At 57.3% G+C, this 24,418-nt stretch carries 21 protein-coding genes and 1 tRNA gene; 16 read left to right on the top strand and 6 right to left on the bottom strand.

Annotated elements, in window-relative coordinates; translation table 11 throughout:
- Positions 1-120 precede the first annotated feature (120 nt).
- Both QZL71_RS08810 and QZL71_RS08805 read right to left on the bottom strand, forming a co-directional pair.
- Entirely contained in the window at positions 121-294 is a 174-nt protein-coding gene (locus QZL71_RS08810) for a hypothetical protein (protein ID WP_243111106.1), read from the bottom strand.
- Between the two features lie 92 nt (positions 295-386).
- Entirely contained in the window at positions 387-1,052 is a 666-nt protein-coding gene (locus tag QZL71_RS08805; protein WP_294648516.1) for an HAD family hydrolase, read from the bottom strand.
- A 241-nt stretch (positions 1,053-1,293) separates the two neighbouring features.
- On the opposite strand from QZL71_RS08805, the gene QZL71_RS08800 reads away from it, so the two are divergent.
- The 13 genes from QZL71_RS08800 to argF all read left to right on the top strand — a co-directional run bounded on the left by QZL71_RS08800 (position 1,294) and on the right by argF (position 15,941).
- Positions 1,294-2,370, top strand: a complete 1,077-nt coding sequence (locus QZL71_RS08800) for a branched-chain amino acid aminotransferase (protein ID WP_005939052.1) — start codon at positions 1,294-1,296, stop codon at positions 2,368-2,370.
- A 229-nt stretch (positions 2,371-2,599) separates the two neighbouring features.
- Positions 2,600-3,370 (top strand): alpha/beta hydrolase, encoded by a 771-nt coding sequence (locus QZL71_RS08795; RefSeq protein ID WP_097774505.1) that lies wholly within the window; start codon positions 2,600-2,602, stop codon positions 3,368-3,370.
- 21 nt (positions 3,371-3,391) lie between these two features.
- Positions 3,392-4,147, top strand: a complete 756-nt coding sequence (locus QZL71_RS08790; protein ID WP_291016867.1) for an esterase family protein — start codon at positions 3,392-3,394, stop codon at positions 4,145-4,147.
- Between the two features lie 240 nt (positions 4,148-4,387).
- On the top strand, positions 4,388-5,716 hold the full coding sequence (locus tag QZL71_RS08785) for an ATP-grasp domain-containing protein (RefSeq protein ID WP_294648515.1): 1,329 nt from the start codon (positions 4,388-4,390) through the stop codon (positions 5,714-5,716).
- Between the two features lie 113 nt (positions 5,717-5,829).
- Positions 5,830-6,657 (top strand): MYG1 family protein, encoded by an 828-nt coding sequence (locus QZL71_RS08780; RefSeq protein WP_294648514.1) that lies wholly within the window; start codon positions 5,830-5,832, stop codon positions 6,655-6,657.
- Positions 6,644-6,949, top strand: coding sequence for a GIY-YIG nuclease family protein (locus QZL71_RS08775; protein ID WP_294648513.1), 306 nt, complete (start codon positions 6,644-6,646; stop codon positions 6,947-6,949). Before QZL71_RS08780 ends, QZL71_RS08775 begins: the two co-directional genes overlap by 14 nt.
- A 372-nt stretch (positions 6,950-7,321) precedes the next feature.
- Positions 7,322-8,554: an argininosuccinate synthase gene (locus QZL71_RS08770; protein WP_294648512.1), complete on the top strand. Its 1,233-nt coding sequence runs from the start codon at positions 7,322-7,324 to the stop codon at positions 8,552-8,554.
- Positions 8,555-8,898: 344 nt separating this feature from the next.
- Complete coding sequence (argH, locus tag QZL71_RS08765) at positions 8,899-10,299, top strand: argininosuccinate lyase (RefSeq protein ID WP_154255776.1); 1,401 nt, start codon at positions 8,899-8,901, stop codon at positions 10,297-10,299.
- The gene (gene argC, locus QZL71_RS08760) at positions 10,296-11,237 is read left to right on the top strand and encodes an N-acetyl-gamma-glutamyl-phosphate reductase (RefSeq protein ID WP_249235327.1); all 942 of its coding nucleotides are present in this window, start codon (positions 10,296-10,298) and stop codon (positions 11,235-11,237) included. The genes argH and argC overlap by 4 nt, the downstream gene beginning before the upstream one ends.
- 168 nt (positions 11,238-11,405) lie before the next feature.
- Entirely contained in the window at positions 11,406-12,635 is a 1,230-nt protein-coding gene (argJ, locus tag QZL71_RS08755; protein ID WP_005938553.1) for a bifunctional glutamate N-acetyltransferase/amino-acid acetyltransferase ArgJ, read from the top strand.
- Positions 12,636-12,840: 205 nt separating this feature from the next.
- Positions 12,841-13,695 carry an acetylglutamate kinase gene (argB, locus tag QZL71_RS08750; RefSeq protein WP_005938551.1) on the top strand — a complete coding sequence of 285 codons (855 nt, stop codon included), beginning with the start codon at positions 12,841-12,843 and terminating at the stop codon, positions 13,693-13,695.
- 132 nt (positions 13,696-13,827) lie between these two features.
- The gene (locus QZL71_RS08745) at positions 13,828-15,030 is read left to right on the top strand and encodes an aspartate aminotransferase family protein (RefSeq protein WP_097774513.1); all 1,203 of its coding nucleotides are present in this window, start codon (positions 13,828-13,830) and stop codon (positions 15,028-15,030) included.
- Positions 15,027-15,941 carry an ornithine carbamoyltransferase gene (gene argF, locus QZL71_RS08740; RefSeq protein WP_294648511.1) on the top strand — a complete coding sequence of 305 codons (915 nt, stop codon included), beginning with the start codon at positions 15,027-15,029 and terminating at the stop codon, positions 15,939-15,941. Before QZL71_RS08745 ends, argF begins: the two co-directional genes overlap by 4 nt.
- An 80-nt stretch (positions 15,942-16,021) precedes the next feature.
- On the opposite strand, the gene QZL71_RS08735 is transcribed toward argF, so the two are convergent.
- Positions 16,022-17,377 (bottom strand): PTS transporter subunit EIIC, encoded by a 1,356-nt coding sequence (locus QZL71_RS08735; RefSeq protein WP_294648510.1) that lies wholly within the window; start codon positions 17,375-17,377, stop codon positions 16,022-16,024.
- A gap of 312 nt (positions 17,378-17,689) precedes the next feature.
- On the opposite strand from QZL71_RS08735, the gene QZL71_RS08730 reads away from it, so the two are divergent.
- Together QZL71_RS08730 and QZL71_RS08725 are read left to right on the top strand one after the other, a co-directional pair.
- Positions 17,690-18,889, top strand: coding sequence for an enolase C-terminal domain-like protein (locus QZL71_RS08730; protein ID WP_294648509.1), 1,200 nt, complete (start codon positions 17,690-17,692; stop codon positions 18,887-18,889).
- Between the two features lie 88 nt (positions 18,890-18,977).
- Complete coding sequence (locus QZL71_RS08725; RefSeq protein WP_294648508.1) at positions 18,978-19,709, top strand: GntR family transcriptional regulator; 732 nt, start codon at positions 18,978-18,980, stop codon at positions 19,707-19,709.
- Positions 19,710-19,759: 50 nt separating this feature from the next.
- Here the strand turns inward: QZL71_RS08725 and QZL71_RS08720 are convergent, their stop codons facing one another.
- A complete protein-coding gene (locus QZL71_RS08720; RefSeq protein ID WP_294648507.1) occupies positions 19,760-21,127 on the bottom strand; it encodes an MATE family efflux transporter in 1,368 nt (455 codons plus the stop codon).
- Positions 21,128-21,569: 442 nt separating this feature from the next.
- Between QZL71_RS08720 and QZL71_RS08715 the strand changes: the two genes are divergently transcribed.
- A tRNA-Ser gene (locus QZL71_RS08715) sits at positions 21,570-21,660 on the top strand.
- A 108-nt stretch (positions 21,661-21,768) separates the two neighbouring features.
- Here the strand turns inward: QZL71_RS08715 and QZL71_RS08710 are convergent.
- Positions 21,769-23,019 (bottom strand): tyrosine-type recombinase/integrase, encoded by a 1,251-nt coding sequence (locus QZL71_RS08710; RefSeq protein WP_294648506.1) that lies wholly within the window; start codon positions 23,017-23,019, stop codon positions 21,769-21,771.
- A 14-nt stretch (positions 23,020-23,033) separates the two neighbouring features.
- Entirely contained in the window at positions 23,034-23,309 is a 276-nt protein-coding gene (locus QZL71_RS08705; protein WP_227622760.1) for a helix-turn-helix domain-containing protein, read from the bottom strand.
- Positions 23,310-24,418 lie beyond the last annotated feature (1,109 nt).

The raw sequence follows: 24,418 nt of genomic DNA, 5'->3' as shown, positions 1-24,418 counted from the left end.
GCTTTTTTGTTTTGTAAGCCATGGGTGCACGGTTTCTGCACGGTTTTTGCACGGTCGGTGTTTTCCATGTCCGATTATGTAGGGCGCTGTATTGCATTGCAATCAGTGCCCTTTTTTGCATCAGGTGAGCAGGGCCAGGCGGAGCTTTGCCTTCATTTCCGGGTCGGCATCCTTGAGCAACTCCAAAAGAGCCGTCATGGAGATGGTGGGTTCGCCTGCGGCGGGTACAGCCTGCGGGCTGGAGGTGTCGGGCTTGGCATAGAAGCCGCTTTCAAATTTCTTGCCCAGCTCCACACGGGAGGACTGCTGGATAAGTCGGACAAAGACTTCCTTGAGGATGTTCTCCGCTTTTTTAGCGTGAAAATGTAAAAGACCAACTGTATATTTCAGGCTTCGGAAAGAAGCTTCCCCTCCTCCAGCATCTTTTTCACCTCGCGCAGGTCTTTGCACTCGGCGGTGTACAGACGGCGCATCTCGTCGTCGGCGGGGGCAAGGTCCGGCACCATCACGGTGACAAAGCCGCCCCGCGCACCGGCCCGCACGCCGTTGTAGCTGTCCTCCAGCACCAGCGTTTCAGCCGGGGTGGTGCCCAGCGCCTTGGCCGCGGTGAGGAAGATCTCCGGGTCGGGCTTTGACGAGGTGAACTGCTCGCCGGAAATAAGGGCCTGAAAGTGATCAGTCATCTTCCAGTTGTTGAGGTGCCGCAGGATGGACGCCATCCGGCTGGAGGAAGCCACCACCATGGGAATGTGCTGCGCTTCCAGATAGGCGATCAGTTCATCCAGACCCGGCTTTTTGGGCGGCGGTGCCTGAAAGGCCGTCTCTGCCTGCGCGTGCAGGGCATCCATGATGGCGTCGGTGTCGCAGTCCGGGCCGTAGAAGCGGCGCAGCACGGCCCGCATGGAATCGCCTGCCGAGCCGCGCGCGGCAGCGTCCAGCCCTTCCTTATAAGAAAGACCCAGTGTGGCCAGTGCGGGCTTCCACAGGGTGGCCCAGATGCGCTCGGTGTCGAACATCAGCCCGTCCATATCAAAAATAACACCTTTTATCATTGTGCAAAAGCTCCTTTCTGAGCCTGTAAGATCCGGCTTATGCCCCTCATTGTATCATATTTTGGGCAGTTTGCACATGGAAAAGCAGGCAATTTAGCGCAACTTAACCTGTCCAAAGATGAAAGATTTTTCGTTTCCTTGTAAATCACATTCATATTATTATAATAGAAAACAACATTCGGTGTTTGCGGGCGCGTTTTCACTCGCTGCGCCCGAGATCAGGAAAGAGGGAAAATAAATCATGTTGGATATCAAGATCACCCGTACCACTGCTCCGAAGGCAAAGCCTGACGAGAGCAATCTGGGTTTTGGCAAGAAGTTCACCGACCATATGTTCGTGATGGATTATACTGAGGGCGAAGGCTGGCACGATGCCCGCATTGTCCCCTACGGCCCCTTTGAACTGGACCCGGCTACTGTCGTGTTCCACTACGCTCAGGAGATCTTTGAGGGCATGAAGGCATACCGCACGGCCGATGATACCGTCCAGCTGTTCCGCCCGGACTGCAACGCAAAGCGTTTCCAGGACTCCGCCGACCGTCTGTGCATCCCCAAGATCCCTGTGGAGGACTACATTCAGGCCGTTGAGACGCTGGTGGATGTGGACCGTGACTGGGTGCCCCATTCCGACGGTGCTTCCCTGTATATCCGTCCCTTCGTGTTTGCAAACGACGTGGGTCTGGGCGTGCACGCTTCCAAGCACTACATCTTCTGCATCATCTGCGCTCCCTCGGGCGCTTACTACGCCGAGGGCATCAACCCCGTCCGCATCTACGTGGAAGACGAGTACATCCGCGCCGCTCCCGGCCTGACCGGCTTCACCAAGTGCGGCGGCAACTACGCTGCTTCCATCAAGGCCGGTGAGCTGGCCGAGGAGCAGGGCTACGCACAGGTGCTGTGGCTGGACGGCGTGGAGAAGAAGTACGTCGAGGAAGTTGGCAGCATGAACATCATGTTCAAGATCGACGGCAAGGTGTACACCGCTGCTACCGTCGGCACCGTTCTGCCCGGCGTTACCCGCCGCAGCTGCATCGAGCTGCTGAAGGACTGGGGCTATGAGGTCGTCGAGGGCAAGATCGCCATTGCCGACATCATGGCTGCTGCCCGCGAAGGCAAGCTGGAAGAGGTGTTCGGCACCGGTACCGCCGCTGTCGTCTCCCCCGTCAAGGAGCTGGTCTGGAAGGGCGAGCACGCCTACATCGGCGACGGCAAGATCGGCCCTGTCACCCAGAAGCTGTACGACACCATGACCGGTATGCAGTGGGGCAAGATCCCCGATACCAAGGGCTGGATCGTGCCTGTTGAGAAAAAGAACTGATCCCGATTCTCCGGAGAGAACCTTTTTATTCAGAATAGCAGCAAACGCCGCCAGGCCTCCGCTCGGCGGCGTTTGCCGTATATTAGGATAACGTCCTCGCCCTCTCCGTCAAACCTCCAAAATTTCCCGGCGCAATTGCTTTCTGTGCCCTGCAGTGCTAAACTGAAAACAGAACAGCGGCCTGCATTGCGGCAGGTCATGTGCAGGAAAGATTGAGAGGAATGGACCCATGGTCAAAAAATGGAGCGTGAGCTACCCTGCCGTCAACGGCACCGAGCAGCGCAGAGTATATGTTTATCTGCCCACGATGTATGAAGCTGACCCCGACCGCCGGTATCCGGTGCTGTATATGTTCGACGGCCAGAACGTCTTTTTTGACGAGGATGCCACCTTTGGCAAAAGCTGGGGCGTGGCCGATTATCTGGACTACACCGACACCCCGCTGATCGTGGCGGCGGTGGAGTGCAACGCCGGAGCCAACAACGAACGGCTGGTGGAGTATTCGCCCTACCGGTTCGATGACCCGCAGTTCGGCCACTTCGACGGCACGGGTCAGGCCACCATGAGCTGGTATATCCACCGGTTCAAACCCTTCATCGACCGCAACTTCCGCACCCTGCCCGACCGGGAGCACACCTTCATCGGCGGCAGCAGCATGGGCGGCCTGATGAGCCTGTACGCCCTTTTGCAGTACAACGACACTTTCAGCCGTGCGGCGGCGCTGTCGCCGTCCATCTGGGTGTCGCCGGAAAAGCTTTCCGGCCTTGTGGGCCGCGCAAAGCTGGAGCCGGGCACCGTGCTGTACATGGACTACGGCTCCCGCGAGATGGGCAACCACGACGGGATGCGCTGCGGCTTTGCAGAGATGTGCGCAAAGGTCATGACCCGGGGCATCCACCTTACCAGCCGCATCGTGCCCGGCGGCACCCACAGCGAAGCCAGTTGGGAAAAACAGCTGCCCTTTATGTTCCATACTCTGATGTATGAGGTGGAGGAGTAAACCCTAAAAGGAGGAAACACCATGGAAATGCAGTATTTTAAGGACTACAGCCCGGCGCTGGGCCGCGACATGGAGTGCAAAATTTACGGCCATGCAGGCCGCCCGATGCTGTACATCCCCTGTCAGGATGGCCGCTTCTTCGATTTTGAGAACTTCCACATGAACGATACCCTTGCCCCATGGATCGATGCCGGTAAGATCATGGTGATCTCCATTGATACCATGGACAAGGAGACTTGGTCCGACACGCAGGGTGACCCCTATTGGCGCATTCGCCGCTATGAGCAGTGGCTGCGCTATATCGTGGAGGAGGCTGTGCCCAAGATCCAGTATCTGGCCAAGGAGCGCAACGGCTGGGACGACCTGCCCGGTGTCATTGCCTTTGGCTGCAGTCTGGGTGCCACCCATGCGGTCAACCTGTACCTGCGCCGCCCGGATGTGTTCTGCGGCTGTCTGGCCCTCAGCGGCATCTACACGGCCCACTATGGCTTCGGCAATTATATGGACGAGCTGGTGTACATGAACTCGCCCGTGGACTACATGAAGAACTTCCCGGAGGATCACCCCTATATGCAGCTGTTCCGCAGCCAGAAGGCGGTCATCTGCTGCGGTCAGGGCGACTGGGAGCAGCCGGACACCACATGGTTCCTCAAGCGCATCTTCGAGGCCAAGAACATCCCCATCTGGGTAGACCTGTGGGGCCACGATGTGAACCACGACTGGAACTGGTGGTATAAGCAGACTGCATATTACATGCCGTATATTCTGGGCGAGTAAAATGGCTCGCCCTCTCAGTCACCTTCGGTGACAGCTCCCCCAAAGGGGGAGCCTTTGGCAAAACCAAAAGGCCTTGCCGTACTGCCAAGGCCTCTCCCTTTGACAGATTTCCCCCGGTCGGGGGAAGATGTCGCGCAAGCGACAGAAAGGGGAACGAGGTGGACGCGAGCTTTGCGAGCGGACGGAGAGGGCGAGGCCGCCTTTATAGAGGTTTATAGAGGAAAGAGGAATCATAAAACCATGCAGAATTTCATTTTTATTTCGCCCAACTTCCCCACCAACTACTGGCAGTTCTGCCGTGAGCTGAAAAACAACGGCATGAACGTGCTGGGCATCGGCGACCAGCCCTACGATGAGCTGAAGCCAGAGCTGAAGGACAGCCTGAACGAGTACTACAAGGTGGGCAGTCTGGAAAACTACGACGAGGTCTACCGCGCCGTGGCCTTCTTTGCATTCAAGTATGGCCGCATCGACTGGCTGGAGTCCAACAATGAATACTGGCTGGAGCGGGACGCAGCCCTGCGCACCGATTTCCACATCACCTCCGGCTTCCAGACTTCCGATATGCCCCGCATCAAGTACAAGAGCAAGATGAAGGAGTATTACCAGAAGGCCGGCATCGCCACCGCACGCTACCACATGGTGGACGATTACGAGGGCTGCCGGAAGTTCATCGACGAGGTGGGCTACCCGGTGGTGGTAAAGCCGGATAACGGCGTGGGCGCATCCGATACCCACAAGCTGTCCAGCGACGAGGACCTGAAAAAGTTCCTCGTGCAGAAGACGGCCCATCACCCGGATGTGGAGTACATCATGGAGGAGTTCGTCCGGGCCGAGGTGAACAGCTACGATGCCATCATCGATGCCAACGGCAACCCCATCTTTGAGGCCGGCAACGTCAGCCCCATGTCCATCATGGATATCGTCAACGACAACGACAACTCCATCTACTACATCATCAAGGACCTGCCCGAGGACACCCGCGCTGCAGGCCGTGCCGCCGTCAAGAGCTTTGGCGTGAAGAGCCGCTTTATCCACTTTGAGTTCTTCCGCATGACCGAGAATCAGGCCGGCATGGGCAAAAAGGGCCAGATCGTGGCGCTGGAGGTCAACATGCGCCCCTGCGGCGGCTTTACCCCGGATATGATCAACTTTGCCCGCTCCACCAACGTCTATAAGATCTGGGCGGACATGATCGCCTTTGGCGGCACCGATATGCCGGTGGGCGAGCACTTCTACTGCCCGTTTGCAGGCCGCCGCGATGGCAAGCACTTTGTGTACAGCCACGAGCAGATCATGCAGAAGTACCAGCAGAACATACGCATGGTGGACCGCATCCCGGATGCCCTGAGCGGTGCCATGGGCAACCAGATGTACGTTGCCACCTTCTCCACCCGCGAGGGCATGGAGCAGTTCTACTCCGATGTGCTGGCCGTCACCGACGACAACAACGCCGCCGTGCAGAAGGAGCTGAGTAGCATTCTGGCTCTGGGCGAGCCGGAGACCACCCCGGCCCAAAAGCCCGCCGCTCCTGCCGCTAAAAAAGCACGCACCACAAAGAAAAAGTAAGAATACGCTCAAAAAGCCCCGGAATGGCGTGCCCGTCCCGGGGCTTTTGTTGTCCCTTTCTGCAAAGTGTGTTATACTGTTGCCAGACATTTTATTGGGAATGAGGTACATCTATGAAAATTCCTGCAAACGGCTTCACCCACGCCGGCAAGTTCCACGCCGACGATGTGTTTGCCACTGCCCTGCTGCAAATTTTGCGCCCGGACATCAAGATCACCCGCGGCTTTGTGGTGCCGGATGATTTTGACGGCATCGTGTACGATGTGGGCTTTGGGATGTTCGACCACCATCAGGAGCCCCGGGAGTACCGCGCAAACGGTGTGCCCTATGCGGCCTTCGGCCTGCTGTGGCGGGTGCTCGGCCCCGGCCTTGTGGGTGAGCGTCAGGCCCGGCTCATTGACGAGAACTTCATCCAGCCGCTGGACCTCAACGATAACACCGGCGAGCAGAACAGCCTGTGCGATGCTATTGGCTTTTTTAACCCGGTGTGGGACTCCAAAGAGGATCAGGACACCTGCTTTTTCAAGGCGGTGGCCGTGGCAAAGCAGATCTTGGAAAACCAGATCGCCAGCGCCAACGCCGTGAACCGCGCCGACGAAAAGGTGCAGCAGGCTTACAAAAACTCCCGGGACGGCATCGTGGTACTGCCCTGCTATCTGCCGTGGAAGAACGGCCTGTACAAGACGGACGCGTTGTTCGTGATCTACCCCAGCCAGCGCGGCGGCTGGAGCGCCCAGTGCGTCACCGACCACAAGACCAAGCGCCCCAAGCTGCCCTTCCCCCAGAGCTGGGCCGGCCAGCCGCAGGAGGTCATTGAGCAGAAGAGCGGCATCCCGGGCATCAGCTTCTGCCACGCCAGCCGCTTCCTCATCACCGCCAAGGATAAGGAGACCGCCCTTGCGGCCTGCCGTCAGGTGTTAAAGAACAATGGCCGCATCTGAGCCGTGCGCCCGGCCAAAGCCCGCCTTTGTGTATATGGTGCGGTGTACCGGCGGTACGCTGTACACCGGCTGGACCACCGACCCTGCCGCCCGCCTGTGCGCCCACCAGAGCGGACGCGGTGCAAAGTACACCCGTGCCAGAGGGGCCGGGGGTTTTGCCTATCTCGAACTGTGCGCGGATAAGCGCGCCGCCCTGCGGCGGGAGTATGCCCTCAAGCAGCTGCCCAAGGCCCAGAAGGAACTGCTGTGCCGCGCATGGAGCGCGGCGGGCGGGCCATTTTCCGGCGCATAAAGCGAAAACGAAACCCGGGACTCTTTCAGGGCCAGACGGCTCACAAAAGGGTCCCGGGCTTTTTGTTTTTGCGGTGTGAATTCTTTCCGTGTGCTGTAGTCCGCACATGCCTCCGGACAGGCTGCATGTGCCCCGAATATATACTGTGTAAATGCATAAAATATGAATATATTCTTCAAATAACGCATAAAGATGCAACATGAACGAAAAACGGGTGCCGGAAGCAAAAAAGGTTTGTATGGTTTTGTTATTGACGAAAAAACAGCGCGGCGTATAATAAAAGCATCAACCGAAACGCAACGGAAGAGGATGCGAAGGGAAAGTGCGCATCAGAAAACAAAAGTGTATTTTTATGAAAAAGGAGCGTCACCTATGAAAAAGGAAAACATCAAAAAAGTCGTGCTGGCTTACTCCGGCGGTCTGGATACCTCCATCATCATTCCCTGGCTGAAGGAAAACTACAACAACTGCGAGGTCGTCGCTGTCTCCGGTGACGTGGGTCAGGGCACGGAGCTGGATGGTCTGGAAGAAAAGGCCAAGGCTACCGGCGCTTCCAAGCTGTATGTGCTGGACCTGAAGAAGGACTTTGTGGAGAACTACATCTTCCCCACCCTGAAGTTCGGCGCAAAGTACGAGGACTACCTGCTGGGCACCAGCTTTGCACGTCCCTGCATCGCCAAGGCTCTGGCGGATATCGCCATCAAGGAAGGCGCAGATGCCATCTGCCACGGCTGCACCGGCAAGGGCAATGATCAGGTGCGTTTTGAGCTGACCCTCAAGGCCCTGTGCCCCGATATGGCCATCATTGCTCCGTGGCGTGAGTGGGATATCAAGAGCCGTGACGAGGAGATCGACTACGCCGAGGCTCACCACATCCCCCTGAAGATCAACCGCGAGACCAACTACTCCAAGGATAAGAACCTGTGGCACCTGAGCCACGAGGGTCTGGATCTGGAGAGCCCCGCCAACGAGCCCCAGTACAACAAGCCCGGTTTCCTGGAGCTGGGCATCAGCCCCGAGCAGGCTCCCGATAAGCCCACCTATGTGACCATCCACTTTGAAAAGGGCATCCCCACCGCCGTGGACGGCAAGGAGATGGGCGCTGTGGAGCTGGTGGAATACCTGAACAAGCTGGGCGGCGAGAACGGCATCGGCCTGCTGGATATCGTGGAGAACCGTCTGGTGGGCATGAAGAGCCGCGGCGTGTATGAGACCCCCGGCGGTGCCATCCTGTACAAGGCCATCAATGTGCTGGAGACCATCACTCTGGATAAGGAAAGCTCTCACTTCAAGGCTCAGCTGGCCCAGAAGTATGCCGATATCGTCTACAACGGCCAGTGGTTCACCCCGCTGCGCGAGGCTCTGGATGCCTTTGCCGACAGTCTGGAAAAGACCGTCACCGGCGATGTGAAGCTCAAGCTCTACAAGGGCAACATGATCAACGCAGGTGTCACCTCTCCGTATACCCTGTACGACGAGCAGACTGCTTCCTTCGGTGAGGACGAGGACTACAATCAGGCTGATGCCGCAGGCTTCATCAACCTGTTCGGTCTGTCCATCAAGGAGCGTGCAAAGCTGTCCAAGAACTGGCCGGAGATCAAGTAATCAGCTGTAACATCTTCCCTTTCGTGTGTTTTCACACTTTCACACGGAAGTTCCATCCAACCGGCATCGTTGCCGGCGGCACCGCCGCAGGAGCGTTTTCCCCTGCGGCGGCTTTGCCGTTTTTAGAAGAAATTAACGAACCCTCTCAGTCAAACCCTGACGGGTTTGCCAGCTCTCCCGAAGGGCGAGCTTTATGCGCAGTTCGGCAAAGCCGTTCTTCAAGTGGGGAAGCTCTTGCCTTTCGCAGGCAGAAGAAAAGCTCCCCCCTCGGGGGAGCTGGCACGGCGCAAGCCGTGACTGAGGGAGTGAATAGGGCGAGCCGCCTATCAGTAAAGGATAAAACTATGGCAGAACAACTCTGGAAGGGCCGTTTTTCCAAGGCCGTGGATTCCCGCGTGAACGACTTCAACTCCTCCATCCGCTTCGATCAGCGCATGATCGCGCAGGATATGCGCGGCAGCGGCGTGCACGCCGCCATGCTGGCAAAGCAGGGCATCATCTCGGAAAAGGACTGTGAGGACATCCTCAACGGTCTGGCATCCATCGCCGACGATCTGGCAGCCGGCAGGCTGGAGATCGACCCCAATGCCGAGGATGTGCACACCTTTGTGGAGCAGACCCTCACCGCCCGCATCGGCGACGCCGGCAAGCGGCTGCACACCGGCCGCAGCCGCAACGATCAGGTGGCGCTGGATATCCGCCTGACCCTGCGGGACTACAGCCACACCCTGCAGGCCTACATTGTGGAGCTCATCAAGGTCATCTGCAAAAAGGCCGGTGAGAACACCACCGCCGTCATGCCCGGCTACACCCATCTGCAGCGTGCCCAGCCCATCACCTTTGGCCATGCCCTGATGGCATACGCCTCCATGCTGCTGCGGGATCTGCAGCGCTTTGAGGATGCCACCGCCCGCATGGACGCACAGTGCCCGCTGGGCAGCGGCGCGCTGGCTGGCACCACCTACCCGCTGGACCGCCAGTTCACCGCCGAAAAGCTGGGCTTTGCGGCTCCCTGCGCCAACAGTCTGGACGGCGTGTCCGACCGCGATTTCTGCATCGAACTGGCCAATGCCATCTCCATCTGCATGATGCACCTGTCCCGTCTTTCCGAGGAGATCATCCTCTGGTGCAGCTGGGAGTTCAAGTTCATTGAGCTGGACGATGCCTTTACCACCGGCTCTTCCATCATGCCGCAGAAGAAGAACCCGGATGTTACCGAGCTGATCCGCGGCAAGACCGGCCGCGTCTACGGCGACCTGAACACCCTGCTGGTGATGATGAAGGGCATTCCCCTCGCCTACAACAAGGACATGCAGGAGGATAAGGAAGCTATCTTCGACGCAGTGGATACGCTGGAGCTGTGCCTGAAGACGGTCACTCCCATGCTGGACACCATGAAGACCATTCCGGCCAACATGCGCCGCGCCGCCGCCAAGGGCTTTATCAACGCCACCGACTGCGCCGACTACCTCACCAAGAAGGGGATGCCCTTCCGCGATGCCTACAAGCTGACCGGCTGCATGGTGTCCGACTGCATCGCAAAGGACAAGACCCTTGAAGAGCTGACCCTCGACGAGTTCAAGGGCTACAGCGCTCTGTTCGAGAACGATATCTACGATGCCATTGATCTGGTCAAGTGCTGCGAGGGCCGCACCAGCTACGGCGGCCCCAGCGAAGCCAGCGTGAACAACCAGATCGCACTGGCAAACGCACAGCTGGATGCGTGGGAGGAAAAGAACGCATGAGCGTGAAAGTTTTTATTGATGGCTCTTCCGGCACCACCGGCCTGCGCATTGCCGACCGTCTGGCACAACGCCCGGAGATCGAGCTGCTTTCCATTTCCGCAGAGGGCCGCAAGGATGTGAACGAGCGCGCGAAGGTGATCAACTCTGCCGACCTCGCCTTCCTTTGCCTGCCGGATGCCGCTTCCAAAGAGGTCATGCCCCTGCTGCGCCCGGACGTGAAGGTGCTGGACACCTCCACCGCCTTCCGCACCGATGCCGCATGGGACTACGGCTTCCCGGAGCTGGCGGGCCAGAAGGAAAAAATCAAAAACTCCTGCCGCGTGGCAGTGCCCGGCTGCTATGCCAGCGGCTTTATCAGCATTGCCCGCCCGCTGGTGGAGCTGGGCCTTGCACCGGCAGAGTATCCCTTCAGCTGCACCGGCATCTCCGGCTACTCCGGCGGCGGCAAAAAGATGATCGCCGAGTACGAGAGCGCTGACCGCCCGGCGCACAGCAAGCTGGATGCACCCAAGAGCTACGGTCTGGGCCTTGCCCATAAGCACCTGCCGGAAATGCAGAAGATCAGCGGCCTTGCCCACACCCCCATGTTCGTGCCCGTGGTGTGCGATTACTACTGCGGCATGCAGGTGCTGGTGCCGCTGGATCTGACGCTGGCGGGCAGCACCGCCGAACAGGTGGCCGAGGGCATTGCGGCATATTACAAGGATGCTGCCACCGTCAAGGTGCACGCTCTGAACGAAGCCCTGCCGGAGAACGGCCTGTACTCCAATGCCATGGCCGGTACCGACCGCATGGAGCTGTACATGACCGTGAACGCTGCAGGCGACCAGATGATGCTGGTCTCCCTGTTCGATAATCTGGGCAAAGGCTCTTCCGGCGCGGCCGTCCAGTGCATGAACCTGATGCTGGGGCTGGAAGAGACCGAAGGGTTGGAATAAAAAAGAAAACCCTCTCAGTCACCTGACGGTGACAGTTCCCCCGAAGGGGGAGCTTTTGGCAAAAAGATAAGGTTTCCCTCTTGCTGAAAAGCTCCCCCTTTTGGGGGAGCTGGCAATGCCGCAAGGCATTGACTGAGAGGGTTCGTCCTGTGGGAAAGGAAGATCATTATGCAGTATCAAGAAGTTGCGGGCGGCATCTGCGCGCCCAAGGGCTTTGCAGCGGCTGGCGTGCACTGCGGCATCCGCGCAAACCATGCAGAAAAATACGATCTGGCACTCATCAAGGCGGACGTGCGCTGCGCCGCCGCCGGTGTGTACACCACCAACAAGGTCTGCGGCGCACCCATCAAGGTGGACCGCGCCCACCTGAAGGACGGCTACGCACAGGCGATCATCGTGAACAGCGGCAACGCCAACACCTGCGCCGCCAACGGCGTGGCTCTGGCCGAAGAATGCTGTGAGTTGGTGGGCAAGGAGCTGGGCATCGACCCGCAGGACGTTCTGCCCGCCTCCACCGGTGTCATCGGTCAGCCCATGGTCATCGACCCCTTTGCCCGGGGCATCCCTGCCGCCGCCGCAAAGCTGGCTGCGGACGAGCAGGGCAGCACCGATGCCGCCACCGCCATCATGACCACCGACACCCACAAAAAGGAATACGCCATCCAGTTCGAGCTGGGCGGCAAGACCTGCACGGTGGGTGCCATTGGCAAGGGCAGCGGCATGATCGCCCCCAATATGGCAACCATGCTGGCCTTCTACACCACCGATGCGGCGGTGTCCCCCATCCTGCTGGAAAAGGCCCTCAAGACCGTGGTGCCCGGCACCTACAACCAGATGAGCGTGGATCTGGACACCTCCACCAACGATACCTTGATCATCATGGCTTCCGGCCTTGCAGGCAACCCGGAGATCTGCGAGGAGAACGCGGACTACGAAGCCTTTGTTGCCGCGCTCACCGCCATTGCCGAGCACATGTGTGCCGAGCACGCCGGTGACGGCGAGGGTGCCACCCACCTCATCACCTGCGAAGTGACCCACGCCCCCGACCTGAAGACCGCCCGTGCCGTCAGCCGCAGCGTGGTGTGCTCCAACCTGTTCAAGGCCGCAGTGTTCGGCCGCGATGCCAACTGGGGCCGCATCCTGTGCGCCATCGGCTACACCCCCGGCGATTTCTCCATTGATAAGGTCTGCGTGTGGCTTTCCAGCAAGGCCGGTGAGGTGTATGTGTGCGAAAACGCCGCCTACCACCCCTACAGCGAGGACGAAGCCGCCAAGGTGCTGGCTGAGCACGATGTGCTGGTCAAGGTGGACATGGGCACCGGCGATGCATCCGCAAAGGCATGGGGCTGCGATCTGACCTACGATTATGTCAAGATCAACGGCGACTATAGAACTTAATGGAACTCCCCCAGTCGCCTGCGGCGACAGCCCCCTCAAGGAGGGCGCCTGAAAGCCTCCCTCCTTGAGAAAGACTCCCCCGGCCGGGGGAGGTGGCACGAAAGTGCCAGAAGGGGAATGGGCGGCATCGCGTAGCGATGACGGAAGGAGTTCGTCTGGTGGAAAACGAATGCCGGAGCAAGCGTGCTGGCGGCAAGGAGAGTATATGAAAAACGAAGAAATGGCGCGCCTTTTCTCTGAGGCGACACCCTACATCCAGAAGTATCACGGAAAGACCATGGTGGTAAAGTACGGCGGCAATGCCATGATCAACGAAGAACTGAAAAATGCCGTCATGAACGATCTGGTCACCCTTACCCTGCTGGGTGTGCGCGTGGTGCTGGTGCACGGCGGCGGCCCGGCCATCAACGAGATGCTGAAGAAAGTGGGCGTGGAGAGCCATTTCGCAAACGGTCTGCGCGTGACTGACGATGCCACCATGGAGATCGTGCAGCAGGTGCTGGCCGGTAAGGTGAACAAAGATCTGGTGGCAAAGCTGCGCGGCCGCGGCGTGGGCCTGTGCGGCATGGACGGCCAGATGCTGCGCTGCACCGAGCTGGACCCCCAGCTGGGCCATGTGGGCGAGATCGTGCATGTGGACGCTACCCTGATCGCAAGCCTGCTGGACGGCGGCTTCATTCCCGTGATCGCCACGGTGGGCATGGACGATCTGGGTCAGGCCTACAACGTGAACGCCGACACCGCCGCTGCGCAGATCGCGATTGCGCTGAAAGCGGAGAAGCTGGTATCCATGACCGATATCGCGGGCCTGCTGCGGGATAAGGACGACGAGAGCACCCTCATCCCCGAGGTGGAGGTGTCCGAGATCGAGGGCTATAAGTCCGCCGGCATCATTGCGGGCGGCATGATCCCCAAGATCGGCGGCATGGCCGATGCCATCTATCAGGGCGTGCACGAGGCGGTCATCATCGATGGCCGCGTGCCCCACTCCATCCTGCTGGAGCTGTTCTCCAACCGCGGCTCCGGCACCCGCTTTTACCGCCGCAGCCACCGCGAATAAGCATTGCGCAGGTGCCGTGCAGGCGGTATAATAAGAAAAATGACCCTCTCAAGCCTTTGCCAGCATTTTCTGGCGCGAAAGCGCCTGAGAGGGTTTTCTGTTCACAGTTTCTGTTCACAGGAGGGTACACCTATGGATTCTGAAAAAGTCATCAAGCGGGACGGCGAATACGTCCTGCACACCTATAACCGCAACCCCATCGTGCTGGAAAAAGGCCACGGCCTGCGCGCCGCAGGCCCCGAGGGTCAGCAGTATCTGGATTTTACCAGCGGCATTGGCGTGAACAGCCTTGGCTACTGTGATCTGGACTGGGCCGAGGCCGTTTCCGAGCAGGCCCACAAGCTGCAGCATACCTCTAACCTTTACTACACCGCGCCCTGCGGCAAGCTGGCCAAAAAGCTGTGTAAGCGCACCGGCATGAGCAAGGTGTTCTTTGGCAACTCCGGTGCCGAGGCCAACGAGGGTGCCATTAAGGCCGCGCGCAAGTACAGCGTGGACCACTACCGCAAGGACCGCACCACGGTCATCACGCTGGTGAACAGCTTCCACGGCCGCACCATCGCCACCCTGACCGCCACCGGTCAGGAGGTGTTCCACAACTACTTCGGCCCCTTCAACGAGGGCTTCCTGTATGCTCCGGCAGGCGATATCGAAGCGCTGGAGGAGCTGGTGGACCGCACCACCTGCGCCGTGATGCTGGAACTCATTCAGGGCGAAGGCGGTGTGATGGCGCTGGACCCGGACTACGTGCAGGCCGTGCGCAAGCTCTGCGACGAAAAAGACCTTGTGCTCATCGTGGACGAGGTGCAGACCGGCGTGGGCCGCACCGGCACCTTCCTGTGCTGCGAGCACTACAACCTCAAGCCGGACGTGGTCACGCTGGCCAAGGGTCTGGGCGGCGGCCTGCCCATCGGCGCAGTGCTGATGAACGAAAAGGTAGCCGAGGGCATGGGCCCCGGCACCCATGGCTCCACCTTCGGCGGCAACCCGGTGGTCTGCGCCGGTGCCAACGTGGTGGTGGACCGCATGGACCAGAGCTTCCTTGCCAATGTCAACGAGCGCGCCGTCCAGCTGCGCGCAGGCATCGCAAAGCTGCCCCATGTCAAGAGCATTTCCGGCATCGGCCTGATGGTGGGCATCGAGTTCTACGACCTCAAGGCCGCAGATGTGCTGGCCGCCTGCCGCGAAGCGGGCCTGCTGGTGCTGACAGCCAAGACCCGCCTGCGCCTGCTGCCGCCGCTGACCCTCAGCGAGCACGATGTGGACATGGCGCTGGAGATCCTGAGCGATGTGCTGGGCAAGATGGAGCCGACGGCTCCGAAGGAGCAGGCATGAAAAATCTGCTGAAAATGAGCGACCTCTCCCCTGCCGAGCTGACCCACATTCTGGATGTGGCCGATCAACTCAAGGCACAGCAGAAGCTGGGCGGCACGGCCCCGCTGCTGGCAGGAAAGACGGTTGCCCTGATGTTCTCCAAGGCATCCACCCGCACCCGCACTAGCTTTGAGGTGGGTGTGTACCAGCTGGGCGGTCTGGGCAACTACATGAACACCGCCGAGCTGCAGGCCGGGCGCGGCGAGCCCCTCAAGGACACCGCCCGGGTGCTGGGCCGCTACTACGACTGCGTGGTGTGGCGCACCTACCGCCAGAGCGATCTGGAAGAGTTTGCCGAGCTGGCCGGTGTGCCGGTGATCAACGGCCTGACGGATTACGCCCATCCCTGTCAGGTGCTGGCCGACCTGATGACCATTCGGGAGCGCCGGGGCAGCCTTGCGGGCCGGAAGCTCTGCTTTGTCGGCGACGGCAGCAGCATGGCAAACAGCCTCATCGTGGGCGGACTGCTGGCTGGGATGCAGGTCACCTGTGTCTGCCCGCAGAGCTACCGCCCGGCGGCGGATGTGCTGATGTTCGCCCACAAGTACGGCAGTGCTTTCCACCTGACCGCAGATCCTGCCGATGGTATTCAGGGCGCCGACGTGGTGGCAACGGCTGTGTGGAACACCGCCAAGCCCGGCACGCCGGAAAGTGAGCAGCGCCTGCGGGATTTTGTGGGCTATCAGCTCACAAGCAAGCTGCTGGAAAGCGCAAAGCCCGATGTCATGGTGCTGCACTGCCTGCCCGCCCACCGGGGTGAGGAGATCTCCTCGGCGGTGTTCGAGCAGCACGCACCGGAAATCTTCGATGAAGCCGAGAACCGCCTGCATGTGCAGAAAGCCGTGCTGGCCATTCTTCTGGCGGGGAAATAAAAACAGAACGCCAACAGGGCCGCCGCACATCGTTTGTGCGGCGGCCCTGTTTTTTTATCGTGGGAGATTTGAAAAAGCGATCAGCTGCGGTCCATTTTGACCACGAACAGGTAGCTCAGAACAAAGGATAAGCCAAAGGCAATGACCCAGCCGATGGCGGCGTAGATGAAGTAAGGTCCGATATAAGCGGGAATGCTGAAAATGCTGGAGGTGATGTAGCCGTACAGACGCACACCGAAGGCACCGATGAAAGCGCTGCCCACGCAGCTGCCGATGGTAGCTGCAAGGAAGCCCTTCTTGTACTTGGTCAGCACGCCGAACAGAGCAGGCTCGGTGATGCCCAGAATGCCGGACAGAACGGAGGACAGAACGATGGAACGTTCCTTTTGGCTCTTTTCTTTGAAATAGCAGCCTGCGGCGGCACCCACAATGGACAGATTTGCAATGAACATCATGGGCATGAGCATGTCGTAGCCCTTGGTGGCAAAGTTCTCCAGAGCAATAGGAGTCATGGCGTGGTGCATACCCACCAGAATGGAAGCGGGGCGGATCAGACCCATGACGACACCGGCAAAGATGGGAGAGATACCGAACAGCACATCCAGCATCCATGCCAGACCTTTACCGATGTAAATGCCCACGGGACCAATGACCGTCAGGGCAAAGAAGCCGGAAATGAACAGGGTGATGGTGGGGGTGATAACGGTGCGGGCGGCTTCGGGAACGATATTATCGACCCACTTGTAGATATAGCTCAGAGCAAATACGCCGAAAATGATGGGAATGACCGAACCGGAATAGTTGAACACCGGGATGGGCAGGATGCCTGCAAACATAAAGTTGCTGATCTCGCCTGCCTTGGCAGCATCCACCATGGTGGGGTACATCAGAGTGGCGGCAATGGCAATGGCCAGATACTGGTTGGTCTTGAATTTTTTTGCGGCCGATGCGGCAATGAAGAACGGCAGGAAGGTAAACACGCCGCTGGCAAGCATATCAATGATCTTATAGGTGTCGGTGGCGTTGGATACAACGCCCAGAGCGACAAGACCGCCCATCAGGCCCTTGATCATACCGGCACCGGCAATGGCGGGCACGATGGGGCCGAATACGCCGGACACCATATCCATGAACCAGGAAATAAAGTCTTTCTTCTTTTCCGGCTGGGCAGGAGCTGCGATATCCTCCTTCAGATCCAGCATCTGCAGGGCGATGTCGTAATATTTATGGACGCTGGTGCCAAGCACGATCTGCAGCTGGCCTTTGGCAAACTGCACGCCAATGACACCATCCAGCGCCTTGATAGCATCCTCCTGGATCTTGCTGGTATCCTTGAGCTCAAAGCGCAGACGGGTCATGCAATGCCAAGTGTTCACAACATTGTCTTTGCCGCCGACATACTCGATGATTTTTGCGACGACTTCAGTCTTTTCCATAAGGGAGAGCCTCCTTCTTCGGTTTCCTTTTTCCTTGATTGTGTTCCAAAGCGAAAATCCAGCACGTGCGTTGTGACGCTAATATACCACGGAAAAATTTCATTGTAAAACATACCATTTCTCTGGAATGATTTCAAAAAGCGACGATAACATGCTGTTAAATGATTTTAGTTTCAAAAATTGGACTGTTTTATTTTGCGGTTTTCGCCAAATAAAAAGCAGGAATTGATTTGCCGCCAAAGGTATGATTGAATAGTTCTGCAAGCAAAAATGCAAACCCTTTTCAATCTGCTATAAAGAGGTGTGCTTCTTATGAAACCTACGATCATTACAGATATCAAATGTTTTGTCACGAACCCGGAACGCCACAATCTGGTGGCTGTCAAGGTGCTCACGAATAAGGGCGTTTATGGTGTGGGCTGCGCAACCTTCCAGCAGCGGCCGCTGGCGGTGAAATGCGCGGTGGAGGATTACCTCAAGCCCATCCTGATCGGACGCGATGCCAACGATATTGAAGACCTGTGGAACCTGATGATGGTCAACTCCTACTGGCGCAACGGCCCGGTGCTGAACAACGCCGTGGCAGGCATCGACATGGCGCTGTGGGATATCAAGGGCAAGCTGGCAGATATGCCCCTGTACCAGCTGCTGGGCGGCAAGGCGCGGACGGCGATCCCGGCCTATACCCACGCCGTGGCGGATGATCTGGAAGGATTATACCGCGAGGTGGACCGCATCTACAAGGAGGGCTACCGTTATATCCGCTGCCAGCTGGGCTTTTACGGCGGGATCCCGGACGAGCTGAATACCCCGGAAAACCCCCTGCCCGGCACCTATTTTAACCAGGACGACTACATGCGCAACACCGTGTATATGTTCGGCAAGCTGCGGGAAAAGTACGGCAGCTCCTTCCACATCCTGCACGATGTGCATGAAAGGCTGACCCCAAATCAGGCGATCCGGTTTGCCAAGGAGCTGGAACCGTACGCTCCCTATTTCCTCGAAGATCTGCTTCCGCCGGATCAGAACGAGTGGCTGGCCCAGCTGCGCAGCCAGTGTGCGGCCCCCATTGCTACCGGCGAGCTGTTCAATAACCCCATGGAATGGAAAGAACTGGTCGTGAACCGCCGCGTGGACTACCTGCGCTGCCATGTTTCCCAGCTGGGTGGCATTACCCCGGCGGTAAAGCTGGCGCACTTCTGCGAACCCTTTGGCGTGCGTATCGCATGGCATACCCCATCGGACATTACCCCCATCGGGGTGGCGGTGAATACCCACCTGAACATCCATCTGCATAATGCCGCCATTCAGGAGAACATCGAGCTGAAAGACAAGATCAAGGCAGTGTTCCCCGGCTACAACGAGGCAAAAGGCGGCTACTTCTACCCTATTGAGCGTCCGGGCATCGGTGTGGATATCGACGAAAAGGAGATCGTCAAGTATCCGGTGCGCTACCGTCCCCATGAGTGGACCCAGAGCCGTATCCCGGATGGTACGCTGGTGACACCGTGACCGACCGCTTTCAATAATGTGCAGGACTTTGCACTTTTTGTCCCAGTGTGGTATCCTTAGCAAAAGACCCCAAGGGAGGATACTGCCTGTGACTGCCAAAAAGACTGAGTTCATCGTTACAGACCTCATCAGCAAGATCTTTCAGCGCAAGACCATAATGGACAAGCTGCCCAGCCAGCGGGAATTGGCAGAGATCTATCACGTTTCCCGTTTCACGATCCAGAAGGTGCTGGGAAGGCTGCAATCCATTGGTTTGATCTATATGACACAGGGCGATGGTACCTATATCAACAAAAAGGCACTGGGGCATCCTATGGTCTACAATTCCCTTACCGAAGTGCCCTATGAGGAGCTGCGTTCCAGAACTCTGTACCTGAAGCAGGTGGAGCCTACGGCGGAGCTGCGCCGGGTGTTCAATCTTGAAGCCGGCGAGACCCTGTGGGAGTTCCGCCGCATCCGTATCGTGCGGTATGAGATCAGTCAGGTAGAGACTGGCTGGATGCCCTGTGCGCTGTTTCCGGAGCTGAACCGGGAGGTGCTGGAGGATTCTATTCAGAGCTATGCCTTGCGGCAGAAGTACCGCATTGCCTACTTTATTACCAACTACCATGCAGCAGCACTGGATGCAGAGCACGCCGAACTTTTGCACTGCAAAAAGGGGCTGCCGGTCATGGATATCACTTCCCGTGGTGTACTGCGGGATGGAAGGATCTTTGTTTACAGCCGCATCAAGGCGGTGCAGTATGAGTGCACGTATGTTTCGCCCTTCAATAAGGACGTGTTCCTTTCCCGGCGGAAAATAATCACGGAAGACGCATAAAAAGAACGCCTGTCAGGCTCAATGGCCCGGCAGGCGTTCTTGCATGGGGATCATACGTGAGCGGCACCGCGGTCGAGGATCTTATCGAACCGGGCAAAGAAGGTGATGGTGGTGATGGTGGCGGCCAGAATGTCGCTGACCGGCTCGGCCAGAAACACGCCGAACACCGGGTTCGGCAGCAGGTGCGGCAGGATGAAGATGAGGGGGATCAGCAGAATGATCTTGCGCAGGCAGGCCAGCAGCAGGCTGACCTTAGCCTGCCCCAGCGCCATAAAGCTTTGCTGGCAGGCGATCTGGAAGCCCATGGCAAAAATGCCCGCCATGTAAATGCGCATGGCCCACGTGGTGTACTGGATCAGTGCGGTGTCCGAGGTGAAAATGCCCGCCACCGCGCCGGGAAACAGCATCATCAACAGCCAGAACAAGCAGGTGTAGGACCCGCACAGCGTCAGCTGAAAACGGAAGGCTTCCTTGACGCGGGCCTTCTTGCCTGCGCCGAAGTTGAAGCTCATCACCGGCTGTCCGCCTTGACAGATGCCCTGAATGGGCAGCGTGCACAGCTGGGATGCGCTGGTGATGACGGTCATGGCACCCACAGCCACATCGCCGCCGTACCGCGCCAGACTGGAGCTGAAGCTGATGGAAAGCAGGCTTTCGGTGGAGAGCATCACAAACGAGGAGATGCCCAGCGCCAGCACCGGCAGAATGATCTGCTTTTCCGGGCGCAGGTAGTCTCTGCGCAGGCGCAGGATGGTCTTTTTGCCGGTGAGAAAGCGGATGATCCATGCCGCGCCCACGGCCTGACTGAGCACCGTGGCAATGGCCGCGCCCCGCACGCCCAGCCCGAACCCGAAGATCAGGATGGGGTCGAGGATAATGTTGATCACCGCGCCGATCACGGTGGTAAGCATACTGGTCTTGGCAAAGCCCTGCGTGGTGATAAAAGGGTTCATGCCCAGCACCACCAGTACGAACACCGAGCCTGCAATGTAGATGCGGCTGTAGCTCAGGGCGTACGGCAGGGTGGCATCGCTGGCACCGAACAGCCGCAGCAGCACCGGTGCCCCGGCATAGAAGCCAATGGTCAGCACCACGGCAAAGAACATCAGTACGGTAAAGCTGTTGGAGACGATCTTTTCGGCCTGCTGCCTGTCCCCCTGCCCCAGAGCAATGGCGGTGCGCGGCGCGCCGCCCGCGCCCACCAGCATGGCAAAAGCGTTCAGCAGCATCAGAATGGGTGTGAACAGCCCCACGCCGGTCAGCGCTGCCGCGCCAATGCCCGCAATGTGGCCGATGTAAATGCGGTCCACGATGTTATACAGCAGGTTCACCACCTGCGCCACCACGGCGGGGATCATGAGCTGCAGCATCAGCTTTTTGATGCTGCCGGTGCCCATATCTTGTTTTGCCTGTGCCATTGGAATGCTCTCCTCTATACTTCAAATTTGAAAAATATCGTTCCTATTATACTCGGCTCCCGCCCAAAAGAACAGCCTTTTTTGCAAAGAAACCGCGCTTTCTGCCCCAAAAACGCAAAACGGCACGGCTGCGTATGGCTTGCAGCCGTGCCGTGCCGTAACGGGAGAAAAGTGTTGACGGAAAACCGCTTTTTTGCTATACTGTAAAGGCTAATATATGGAGATGTATCGAAGCGGTCGTAACGAGAACGACTCGAAATCCAAGTGGATGCTTCGCTGGATGTCTCCATATCACACGAGAGAACGTCAATTTTGATGTCCTGACAGGCTTCAAAACCTGTCTGAACGATGCGTTTTCTAACAATATTCTAACAGCAACTGTTCCAAGTTTCAAGGCCGATTTGCGGTATACAAATCGTAAATTTGCCATGAAAATATACTTGGAGATGTATCGAAGCGGTCGTAACGAGAACGACTCGAAATCGTTTTGTCCTTAATCGGGCACGTGGGTTCGAATCCCACCATCTCCGCCAGAAGTCGCAGATTCAAACGAATCTGCGACTTTTTCTTTTGCATCAAGCAGAGAAAGGCCGCTTTTTTCTTGTTGCAGTACGCTTTATATATGAACGATAAATCCATAATTATTTGGGGAGTTTGGATTCTCCCAGAAGGTTCGCAATGACCCCAGCAGACCCCTGTTTGCTTTTGTAATCGAGATGTGCGTAGATGTCAGCGGTGGTAGAAAAGGTGCTGTGCCCCAGCCATTCCTGAACCTGCTTCATAGATACGCCGTTCATCACCATCAGGCTGGCGCAGCTGTGGCGCAGATCGTGGAAACGGATGTGCTTCAGCCCGTACTTGGTCAGCAGCCAATCAAAGTGCTCCGTCACGAAGTTCGGGCGGATCAGCTTGCCTTCCTGATCGGTGCAGACGAAATCCAGATACTCAGTGCTGTAGCTCTTCTTGAACAGCTTGCGGTAAAGCTGCTGCTTTTCCTTCTGCTTCAGAAGTTCTTCTTCCACAGCCGGGATCAGCGGCAGGGTGCGGCAGCTGGTCTTGTTCTTCATCACATCGCTGACCACAGGAACGTACTTGCCGTTCACTAACTGTTCCGTCACCTTGTGATTGATGGTGATGGACTTGCGCTCAAAGTCGATAGACGACCACTTCAGCCCAAGCACCTCGCTGCGGCGCAGACCGTAGTAGGCTGTAATGAGGATGCACAGGTGCAGGGGGTCATCCTGCGATACTTCCAGCAGCTGCTGGACTTCATCCTTGGAGTAGAAGTTGGGCCGGAAGCTGTTCTTCTTCGGACGGTCAACTTTCAGCATCGGGTTGGTTTCCAGATAGTCCTTGCGGACGGCATCCTTGAACGCTTTACCGAAGATGGCGTGGTAGTGAATGACCGTGTTAGTGGTGTAGCCCTCCAGCAAGATCTTCTCCTGAAACTCATCCAGCACCTGCGGCGTGACCTCGCACAGCTTCAAGCCCAGCGGCTCAAAATACTGCGTGATGCGCCCGGTGATCATCCGATTGTAGCTGATAAAGGTTGCAGGCTGGATGGATGCTTTATGGACTTGCACCCACTCGTTGAGATAGTCCAGAAACAGCATCTCCGACTTGCTGACGGGTTGGAGATGCTGCGGCAAGGGCTTAGCGGTTTTAGCATCTACTTTTTCGTAGGCTCCGCCCCGCCCTGTGGGCAGCTCCCCGGTCTCATCATAGTGGAGCAATACTTCCCGGAGCATGGATTCTGCCTTGCGCTTGTTGCCCCGGACGGTCAGACCTGTGGAGATCCACTTGATCTTCCGCTTGCCGTTGGCATCATAAAGATTGACCACGAAATAGAAACGTCCATTTTTCTCTTGGACAGACCCTGTAGTTTTCATCATAAACCTCCTTTGGGTCAACAGGCGTGCTGTCCGTTGCTGCACCCACAGCATACCACATCCAGCGGCGGATTTCCAGCCGGGAAGGTGCTCTGTCCGGTGAGCAGGAACTCGATCACGCTCAGCTTCGGGATACGGTAGGTGCGGCCGATTTTAAGCGCAAACAGGCGGCGGGAACGGATCAGGTCCCCAACTGTATGGCGGTTCAGACCAAGCATCTCCGCAGCCTGCTGAAGGCTGACGGCATCGGGGTAACCGGGAAACATCTGGGAATAGGCATCGTTAAACTTCATAGGCACTCCTTCTGCATAAGTAGTTTAAGGTCAAAAAGTGTGTCATCCTTTGCAGCAAGGCTGCGTTCAGGTGACAATGTAAAGAGAGCTGACAGTAGTTTCAACTCTCGCATCGCAGATAGACTTGCAGCCCATCTGCGTCAATATGATATAGGTCTCCCATATTCGCCCTCGGCACCCTAGGAGTGGGGAATCGTCCGGCAGCGGATTCACACCGCACCATTGGCATTTCAGCCACCCCGTCTTCGTTATGGCCGGGCTGCGAGTTACAGAAGTACCTTTTGTGAAGTACCGGACGATTGAACTATTCTGTTTTCAAAGAACGGAGTTACATAGAAAATCTTCGGAATTTAAGGCTTCCGAAAAAATTGTCCCTCTAATTGGTAGCCGACGAAAAAGGCCAAAATATAACCCGAAAAAGAAATTTGTTGAAAAGTTCTTGAAAAATATAGTTGATGTGGCCACTCGGTTAAAATAACGTCGGTCCATGGGGCGACCGATGGAGGGTGGAACTTTGCAACAACTGCAGTGCCTGAAGTTGAAAGTGGTCTTGAAAAAAGATGCCTCTATATACGAACCTTTGAAATAGGTCATTCCATAGCATCCAAGGCGATTCTGTAACCGAATTGTAATAAGCGGACAAAAGTGAACTCCTAAAAGAAGCCTTCATAATGTCAAAAAGTGTGTCACCTGCGGTCAGGTGGCAATGTAAAGAGAGCTGACAGTAGTTTCAACTCTCGCGTCGCAGATAGGCTTACAGTCCATCTGCGTCAATATGATATAGGTCTCCCATATTCGCCCTCGGCACCCTAGGAGTGGGGAATCGTCCGGCAGCGGATTCACACCGCACCATTGGCATTTCAGCCACCCCGTCTTCGTTATGACCGGGCTGCGAGTTACAGAAGTACCTTTTGTGAAGTGCCGGACGATTGAACTATTCTGTTTTCAAAGAACAGAGTTTTATAGAAAATCTTCGAAATTTAAGGCTTCCGAAAAATTGTCCCTCTAATTGGTAGGCATCGAGAAAGGCCAAAACGTAGCAATGCTTTTGAAAATTAACAAAAAAGTCACAATTTGCATTTGCAAATCGTGCGTCTGCTATTAAACGG

The sequence above is a fragment of the uncultured Faecalibacterium sp. genome (assembly GCF_900066275.1).
In the GTDB taxonomy this organism is placed as follows: Bacteria; Bacillota; Clostridia; order Oscillospirales; family Ruminococcaceae; genus Faecalibacterium; species Faecalibacterium taiwanense.
Note: the sequence above shows the minus strand (reverse complement) of the source record. Positions and strands in the feature narration are given on the sequence as shown.

Coding starts and splice junctions, on each gene's coding strand:
- QZL71_RS08805 (WP_294648516.1), bottom strand. CDS start 1,052: ATGATAAAAGGTGTTATTTTTGATATGGACGGGCTGATGTTCGACACC.
- QZL71_RS08800 (WP_005939052.1), top strand. CDS start 1,294: ATGTTGGATATCAAGATCACCCGTACCACTGCTCCGAAGGCAAAGCCT.
- QZL71_RS08795 (WP_097774505.1), top strand. CDS start 2,600: ATGGTCAAAAAATGGAGCGTGAGCTACCCTGCCGTCAACGGCACCGAG.
- QZL71_RS08790 (WP_291016867.1), top strand. CDS start 3,392: ATGGAAATGCAGTATTTTAAGGACTACAGCCCGGCGCTGGGCCGCGAC.
- QZL71_RS08785 (WP_294648515.1), top strand. CDS start 4,388: ATGCAGAATTTCATTTTTATTTCGCCCAACTTCCCCACCAACTACTGG.
- QZL71_RS08780 (WP_294648514.1), top strand. CDS start 5,830: ATGAAAATTCCTGCAAACGGCTTCACCCACGCCGGCAAGTTCCACGCC.
- QZL71_RS08775 (WP_294648513.1), top strand. CDS start 6,644: ATGGCCGCATCTGAGCCGTGCGCCCGGCCAAAGCCCGCCTTTGTGTAT.
- QZL71_RS08770 (WP_294648512.1), top strand. CDS start 7,322: ATGAAAAAGGAAAACATCAAAAAAGTCGTGCTGGCTTACTCCGGCGGT.
- argH (WP_154255776.1), top strand. CDS start 8,899: ATGGCAGAACAACTCTGGAAGGGCCGTTTTTCCAAGGCCGTGGATTCC.
- argC (WP_249235327.1), top strand. CDS start 10,296: ATGAGCGTGAAAGTTTTTATTGATGGCTCTTCCGGCACCACCGGCCTG.
- argJ (WP_005938553.1), top strand. CDS start 11,406: ATGCAGTATCAAGAAGTTGCGGGCGGCATCTGCGCGCCCAAGGGCTTT.
- argB (WP_005938551.1), top strand. CDS start 12,841: ATGAAAAACGAAGAAATGGCGCGCCTTTTCTCTGAGGCGACACCCTAC.
- QZL71_RS08745 (WP_097774513.1), top strand. CDS start 13,828: ATGGATTCTGAAAAAGTCATCAAGCGGGACGGCGAATACGTCCTGCAC.
- argF (WP_294648511.1), top strand. CDS start 15,027: ATGAAAAATCTGCTGAAAATGAGCGACCTCTCCCCTGCCGAGCTGACC.
- QZL71_RS08735 (WP_294648510.1), bottom strand. CDS start 17,377: ATGGAAAAGACTGAAGTCGTCGCAAAAATCATCGAGTATGTCGGCGGC.
- QZL71_RS08730 (WP_294648509.1), top strand. CDS start 17,690: ATGAAACCTACGATCATTACAGATATCAAATGTTTTGTCACGAACCCG.
- QZL71_RS08720 (WP_294648507.1), bottom strand. CDS start 21,127: ATGGCACAGGCAAAACAAGATATGGGCACCGGCAGCATCAAAAAGCTG.
- QZL71_RS08710 (WP_294648506.1), bottom strand. CDS start 23,019: ATGATGAAAACTACAGGGTCTGTCCAAGAGAAAAATGGACGTTTCTAT.
- QZL71_RS08705 (WP_227622760.1), bottom strand. CDS start 23,309: ATGAAGTTTAACGATGCCTATTCCCAGATGTTTCCCGGTTACCCCGAT.